The sequence below is a fragment of the Desertihabitans aurantiacus genome, from assembly GCF_003344635.1.
GTDB lineage: Bacteria > Actinomycetota > Actinomycetes > Propionibacteriales > Propionibacteriaceae > Desertihabitans > Desertihabitans aurantiacus.
The window spans coordinates 1-5,438 of sequence record NZ_QPKK01000258.1; the positions used below are offsets into that span (position 1 = coordinate 1).

5 protein-coding genes are annotated in these 5,438 nt (G+C 72.5%); 1 reads left to right on the top strand and 4 read right to left on the bottom strand.

The genetic code is table 11. From position 1 onward, the window contains the following. Positions 1-54 precede the first annotated feature (54 nt). From DVA66_RS16610 to DVA66_RS16620, 3 genes are all read right to left on the bottom strand, one after another. The gene (locus tag DVA66_RS16610) at positions 55-1,167 is read right to left on the bottom strand and encodes an ABC transporter ATP-binding protein (protein WP_114561069.1); all 1,113 of its coding nucleotides are present in this window, start codon (positions 1,165-1,167) and stop codon (positions 55-57) included. 150 nt (positions 1,168-1,317) lie between these two features. Next, positions 1,318-2,175 (bottom strand): LLM class F420-dependent oxidoreductase, encoded by an 858-nt coding sequence (locus tag DVA66_RS16615; RefSeq protein WP_232822022.1) that lies wholly within the window; start codon positions 2,173-2,175, stop codon positions 1,318-1,320. Positions 2,176-2,203: 28 nt separating this feature from the next. Beyond that, the gene (locus DVA66_RS16620) at positions 2,204-3,610 is read right to left on the bottom strand and encodes an L-serine ammonia-lyase (RefSeq protein WP_114561070.1); all 1,407 of its coding nucleotides are present in this window, start codon (positions 3,608-3,610) and stop codon (positions 2,204-2,206) included. Positions 3,611-3,685: 75 nt separating this feature from the next. Here DVA66_RS16620 and DVA66_RS16625 point away from each other — a divergent pair, with 75 nt between their 5' ends. Next, positions 3,686-4,732, top strand: a complete 1,047-nt coding sequence (locus DVA66_RS16625) for an LCP family protein (protein WP_157974071.1) — start codon at positions 3,686-3,688, stop codon at positions 4,730-4,732. Between the two features lie 46 nt (positions 4,733-4,778). Here DVA66_RS16625 and DVA66_RS16630 read toward each other — a convergent pair. Beyond that, positions 4,779-5,438, bottom strand: a 660-nt coding sequence (locus DVA66_RS16630) for a M23 family metallopeptidase (protein WP_157974072.1), incomplete at its 5' end; no start/stop codon positions are given.

Sequence of the window (5,438 nt, forward strand, 5' to 3'; positions counted from 1 at the left end):
CGCCGCAGGGCCCCGCGCTGCTGCGCGGGGCCCTGCGGTTCGGTGCGGTGTCGCTCAGGAACCGGCGGCGGTGGAGACGCGCTCCCCGGTCGTCTGGTTGAACACGTGCACGTGGGTCGGGTCGACCGCCAGCCGGACCTGGGCGCCGCGCTGCGGAGGACGCCGCGAGGAGATCCGGGCCACGATCTGCTGGGCGGTGATCTTGTCGTCCTCGCTCAGACCGGACAGCGTGCCGTACAGGTAGGCGTCGGCGCCGAGCTCCTCGACGACGGCCACGTCCAGGCCGATCCCGTCCCCGCCGTCGGCGAGGTTGAAGATCTCCGGCCGGATGCCGATGGTCGCGGTGGACTCACCGGACAGCTTGCCCAGCGCGTCGCGCGGGACCGGCACCACGTAGTCGCCCACCTGGACGCCGCCCTCGGTGACCTTGCCCTCGATGAGGTTCATCGCGGGCGAGCCGATGAAGCCGGCCACGAAGAGGTTCGCCGGGGTGTCGTAGAGGGCCAGCGGGCTGTCCACCTGCTGCAGGACGCCGTCCTTCATCACCGCGACACGGTCACCCATCGTCATGGCCTCGACCTGGTCGTGGGTCACGTAGACGGTGGTGACGCCCAGCCGCGACTGCAGGGCCGCGATCTGGGTGCGGGTGGAGACCCGGAGCTTGGCGTCCAGGTTGGACAGCGGCTCGTCCATCAGGAACACCTGCGGCTGGCGCACGATGGCGCGACCCATGGCCACGCGCTGACGCTGACCACCGGACAGGGCCTTCGGCTTGCGGTTGAGGAAGTCCTCCAGGCCGAGCAGCTTGGCGGCCTCCATCACGCGCTGCTGGCGCTCGGCCTTCGGCACGTTCTGCATCTTCAGGGCGAAGCCCATGTTGTCGCCCACGGTCATGTGCGGGTACAGCGCGTAGTTCTGGAACACCATCGCGATGTCGCGGTCCTTGGGCGGCAGGTCGGTGACGTCCCGATCGCCGATGTTGATCGCGCCGTTGTTGACCTCCTCCAGCCCCGCGAGCATCCGCAGGGAGGTGGACTTGCCGCAGCCCGACGGTCCGACCAGGACCATGAACTCGCCGTCACCGATCTCGAGGTTGAGCTTGTCGACGGCGGGCCTGTCGGCTCCGGGGTAGACCCGGGTTGCGTCCTTGAAACTGACTGTGGCCATGCGGGGGCCTTCCTTTCACGGGCAGGTACGTGCCCGACGATCCGTAGTGAATGGAGCGACGTCACCATCTCACGTGACGCCCGGGCTAACAACAGGTGGTCAGTGGGCATTCCTGGTTGAGACCGTTCCGTTACATCCGTGACGTTCACATTACGGACGTCGTCCGTTCACCTCGTCGCGCCACGCCACGAGGTCGCGGACCTTGCCCGGGTCGCGGTCCTCGGCGGGGTTCCAGCCGACGGTGAACAGCCGGATGCCGATCTCGTGCAGGGCCTGCGCGGCGGCGGCGTAGTCGGCCACCTGCTCCGGTGCCCGGCCCGGGGTGGGGGCGACACCGGTCGAGCGCTCGATCTCGCGCGGGTCGCGGCCGACCCGCTCGCACCACTCGTCCAGCACGCGGTTCTTGCGCACCAGTGTCTCGACGTCGCCGAAGCCGTGCCAGATGGTGGCGTGCTCGGCCACGATCCGCAGCGTCTTGCGCTCCCCGCCGCCGCCGACCATCACCGGCACCTCGCGCGTGGGCGGCGGGTTGAGCCGGCTCCAGCGGTCCTTGATGACGGGCAGCGCGGTGGCCAGGTCGTCCAGCCGGCTGCCGGCGGTGCCGAACTCGTAGCCGTACTCGGTGTAGTCGCGCTCGGCCCAGCCCGAGCCGATGCCGAACAGCAGCCGGCCGCCGCTGATGTGGTCGACGGTGCGGGCCATGTCGGCCAGCAGGTGGGGGTTGCGGTAGGAGTTGCAGCTGACCAGCGGGCCGATCTCGACCCGCTCGGTCGACTCGGCGAGGGCGGCCAGCATCGTCCAGCACTCGAAGTGCAGGCCGTCAGGGTCGCCGTTGAGGGGGAAGAAGTGGTCCCAGTTGAGGATGATGTCGACGCCCATCTCCTCGAAGGAGGACGCCAGCCGGCGCAGCTCGGCGTACTCGGCGTGCTGGGGCTGGACCTGCACCGCCAGCCGCGCCGGGCGGGGGTCGGTGGCCAGGTGGTCGGGGACGGTCGTGGTGTCGGTCACGCTGCTCCTTCGGGTCGGGTCCTGCGGGTCAGCACTCGACGATGTTGACCGCGAGGCCGCCACGGGCAGTCTCCTTGTACTTGACCTTCATGTCGGCCCCGGTCTGCATCATGGTCCGCACCACCTGGTCGAGGCTGACCTGGTGCGCGCCGGTGCCGTGCAGCGCCAGCCGGGCGGCGGTGATCGCCTTCACCGACGCGACCGCGTTGCGCTCGATGCACGGGATCTGCACCAGCCCGCCCACCGGGTCGCAGGTGAGCCCGAGGTGGTGCTCCAGACCGATCTCGGCGGCGTTCTCGATCTGGGCGGTGGTGCCGCCGAGCACCGCGGCGAGCGCGCCCGCGGCCATCGAGCAGGCGGTGCCGACCTCGCCCTGGCAGCCGACCTCGGCGCCGGAGATCGAGGCGGTCTGCTGGAACACCGCACCCAGCGCCCCGGCCACCAGCAGGAAGTCGACCACCGCGTCGTCGCCGACGCCGGGCACGAAGCGGACCGCGTAGTGCAGCACGGCGGGGATGATCCCGGCCGCCCCGTTGGTGGGGGCGGTGACCACGCGCCCGCCGGCGGCGTTCTCCTCGTTCACCGCGAGCGCCCACAGCGTCACCCAGTCCACCGCGGCCAGCGGGTCCACCTGGTCGCGGAAGCGGCCGGCGTCACCGACCAGGCGGGCGTGCAGGTCGGCGGCGCGGCGGGGCACCCGCAGCCCACCGGGGAGGGTGCCGGTGTGGCGGCAGCCGGCCTCCACGCACTCGGCCATCACCTGCCAGATCCGCAGCAGCCCGGCGCGCACCTCGGCCTCCGGGCGCCGGGCGCACTCGTTGGCCAGCGCCAGCTCCGCCACCGACAGACCGCTCTCGGAGCACCGCGCCACCAGCTCCGCGCCGGTCCGGAAGGGGTACGGCACCGGGGTCGGGTCAGGCACCAGCCGGGGCCGGCCGTCACCGTCGTCGTCGAGCACGAACCCACCGCCGACGGAGTAGTAGGTGCGGCAGGCGAGGTCGCGCCCGTCGTCATCGGTGGCCCGGAAGGTCATCCCGTTCGGGTGCCCGGGCAGGCTGCGACGCCGGTGCAGCACCAGGTCCTCCTCCGCGTCGAAGGCGATCTCGCGGCGGCGCGCCGGGTCGGCGTCGACCCGGTTGAGCACGAGCCGGCCGGTGCGGGTGATCTCGGCGGCGCGGGCCGGGGCGGTCCCGGTGTCGACGGTCTCGGCCTGCTCGCCCTCCAGCCCCCACAGCACGGCCGGGGCGCTGCCGTGGCCGTGACCGGTGGCGCCCAGGGAGCCGAACAGCTCGGCCCGCACCCGGTGCACCCGGGTGAGGGTGCCGGCGTCGGCGAGGGAGGCGACGAAACGCCCGGCCGCGCGCATCGGCCCCACCGTGTGCGAGCTGGACGGGCCCACGCCGATGGAGAAGAGGTCGAAGACGCTGACCGGCACGGACCCAGTCTGCACCTACACTGATCGGCGGCCCAGTCGGTCGACCGGGGGTCGAAGGGTAGCGAAGGAGATCACGTGAGCGAGTCATTCGTCCCGGGGATGGACGCCGAGGAGGAGCCCCGCCAGCCGCGGCGCGCCCAGCGTCGCCGCCGGCGCTGGGTGATCCCGTTGGTGGTCTTCCTCGCGGTGGTGCTGATCGCCGCCGGTGGTCTCTTCGGCTACGCCAGCTGGCTGCAGAGCCGGGTGAGCGAGAACCTCGACCGCAGCGCCGAGCTGCCGGCGGAGGAGGACCGCCCGCAGCCGCAGCAGCCGACCGAGGGCGGGGACGGCGAGCAGCAGCCGGCGATGAACGTGGTGCTGATGGGCTCGGACAGCCGCGACGTCGAGAACGCCGGTGCCGGCCGCAGCGACACGCTGATGATCGCCCACCTCAGCGGCGACCGCGAGAAGGCGTACCTGATCTCGTTCCCCCGCGACATGTGGGTGGAGATCCCCGGCCACGGCACCGCCAAGATCAACGCCGCCTACGCCTACGGCGGCACCTCGCTGGCGGTGCAGACCCTCGAGCAGCTGACCGACGTCCGGATGGACCACCTCGCGGTGGTCGACTTCGAGGGCTTCGTCGCGCTCTGCGACGCGGTCGGCGGCGTCACCGTGGACAACGAGCACGCCTTCGAGACGAAGAACTACTCCTTCCCCGAGGGCGAGGTGCAGCTGGACGGGGAGCGGGCGCTGGAGTTCGTCCGGGAGCGCAAGTCGCTGCCCGGCGGCGACCTCGACCGCGCGGAGAACCAGCGCAAGGTCGTCCAGGCCATCCTGGCCAAGGGACTGAGCCCGGAGATCATCGCCAACCCCGGCCGGTTCACCGACTTCGTCAGCGGGATCGCCGCCCACACCTCGGTGGACGCCGGGCTCACCGACGACGTGATCCGCGACACCGCGCTGTCGCTGCGGCTCAACGGCGCCGGCGACATCGAGCAGCTGCAGGCCCCCGACCAGGGCACCGGCACCTCGGCCGACGGCCAGTCCATCGTCGTGGTGGACGAGGAGCGGATGCAGGAGATGGCCGAGGCGCTGCAGGACGACTCGATGGACGAGTACCTGGAGAAGTACCCGGAGTGACCCGGGCCCCGGGACGGTGCCGGTGGGCTGTCCTCAGGCGGGGTCCTCAGGCGGGCGTGAGGCCGAGCACCTCGGCGGGGTCGACGGCGTCGGAGACCTGACCGGCGCTCGGCCGCACCTCCAGGTGCAGGTGGCACCCGTCCGGGGCGCCCCGGTCGCCGACGGTGGCGATCCGCTGCCCAGGACGGACCTGCTGGTCCTCGGTCACGAGCACCCGCTCGGGGTGGCCGATGACGACGTCGATCCCGCGCTCGGCGTCACGCAGCCGGAAGGCGGTGTCGCCGTAGGCCCCGCCCAGCCGACCGCGGCTGTCCGGCGGGACGACCTCGGCGGCGGTGCCGGCGAGCAGGTCGGTGCCGCAGGGCAGCGCCACGTCGATGCCGTGGTGGAAGCCCTGCCCGCCGGAGCACCGCGGGTCGGGGGCGTAGTAGGGCGCCTCGGTGCAGCCGAAGCCGATCATCACCCGGCCGCGTCCGGCGAACCAGTCCGAGGTGTACCAGGTGTCGTCCTCGACCCAGAACTCGTTGTCGGGGTCGAGCGAGGGCGTCGGCTCCGGCTCGGGCGACGGGGTCGCGCTGGCGCTCGCCGTCGGGCTGGCACTCGCGGACGGTGTCGGGGTGGCGCTCGCGGACGGTGTCGGCGCGGGCGACGGGGGCGGGGCGGTCGGGCCGGCGGAGGGTGTGCAGGCGCCCACGAGCAGCGCCGC

Excerpts from the sequence above, each read along its gene's own strand:
- DVA66_RS16610 (WP_114561069.1), bottom strand. The coding sequence starts at position 1,167 with ATGGCCACAGTCAGTTTCAAGGACGCAACCCGGGTCTACCCCGGAGCC.